This window comes from Arthrobacter sp. Bi26, from assembly GCF_918697925.1.
Classification (GTDB): domain Bacteria; phylum Actinomycetota; class Actinomycetes; order Actinomycetales; family Micrococcaceae; genus Arthrobacter.
This window is the reverse complement of sequence record NZ_CAKKMF010000209.1, coordinates 1-1282: the sequence shown is the minus strand read 5'-3', so window position 1 is coordinate 1282 and position 1282 is coordinate 1. Positions and strand designations below refer to the sequence as shown.

The 1282-nt window shown below is 68.2% G+C and carries 2 protein-coding genes; both read left to right on the top strand.

The window, feature by feature from the left end; genetic code table 11:
• A partial coding sequence (locus tag LQV16_RS23480) for an ATP-binding cassette domain-containing protein (protein WP_229996229.1) occupies window positions 1-374 on the top strand: 374 nt, incomplete at its 5' end.
• A partial coding sequence (locus LQV16_RS23475; RefSeq protein ID WP_229996228.1) for an ABC transporter permease occupies window positions 364-1282 on the top strand: 919 nt, incomplete at its 3' end. The genes LQV16_RS23480 and LQV16_RS23475, both read left to right, overlap by 11 nt.

Below are 1282 nucleotides of genomic sequence, written 5' to 3'. Positions count from 1 at the left end.
ACAAACGGCCCCACGAACTTTCCGGCGGCATGCGCCAGCGCGTGTCCCTGGCCCGGTCGCTGGCCCAGGACCGGCAGCTGCTCCTCATGGACGAGCCGTTCGCGGCCCTGGACGCGATTACGCGGGACCTCCTCCATGACGAGCTCGAACGCATCTGGAAGGAAACCGGCCGGACCATCGTCTTCGTCACGCACAACGTCCGCGAGGCCGTCCGGCTTGGCCAGCGTGTGCTGCTGCTTTCCTCCCGGCCCGGCCGCGTGGTGCGGGAATGGCACGTCAGCGAAGAACACCGCACCGACGCCGGACTGGCCGGCCAGCTCACCGGCGAAATCACCGCCCGGCTACGCGAGGAGATCCGCCGCCATGCCAAGTAACCAACTTCCCGTAGCGGAAGCCCCGACCGAGACCCGCAAGGTCCACGCCGCCCTGACCCGTTCCTCCAGCGGCAAGGAAGACCTGCGCGAGCTCGAGGCGGGCCTCGATTCCCTGCAGTCCGACTCCATCCGCAAGGCCCGCATCGACTGGAGCCGGATCCTGCTGCCGGTGGCTGCGCTCGCAGTGCTGGTCATCCTCTGGCAGTTGTACGTGTCGCTGGGCTTCAAGCGGCGCGACATCGTGCCCGGCCCGCTGGATGTCATCGGCCAGATCGGCACCCTGTGGGGCGAGGGCAAGCTGCAGGAGGCCGTCTGGACCTCGCTGCAGCGCGGCGTCGTGGGCTTCCTGATCAGCGTGGTCATCGCGACTCCCGTGGGGCTCCTGCTCGCCCAGGTGGCACCGCTGCGCCGCGCGTTCGGGCCGCTGATCTCCGGGCTGCAGGTCCTGCCGTCGGTTGCCTGGGTGCCGGCAGCCATCCTCTGGTTCGGCCTCACCGACGCCACGGTGTATTTCGTCGTCTTCATGGGTGCCATTCCCTCGATCATCAACGGCCTGATCTCCGGTGTGGACCAGATTCCGCCGCAGTACCGCAGCGTCGGAAAGGTCCTGGGTGCGTCCCGGCTCCAGTTGGCCCTGCAGATCATCCTGCCGGCGGCCCTGCCCGGGTACCTCGGCGGCCTCAAGCAGGGCTGGGCGTTCTCCTGGCGCTCGCTGATGGCAGCGGAAATCATCGCCGTGGGCGGCACCATCGGCTTTGGCCTGGGCTCCATGCTGGACCAGGGCCGCGTCCTGTCCGACATGACCATCGTCATGTCCGCCATCCTGCTGATCCTCGCGGTGGGCATCCTGATCGAACTGCTTGTGTTCGCCCCGATCGAAAAGCGGCTGCTCCGGCGCAGGGGACTGC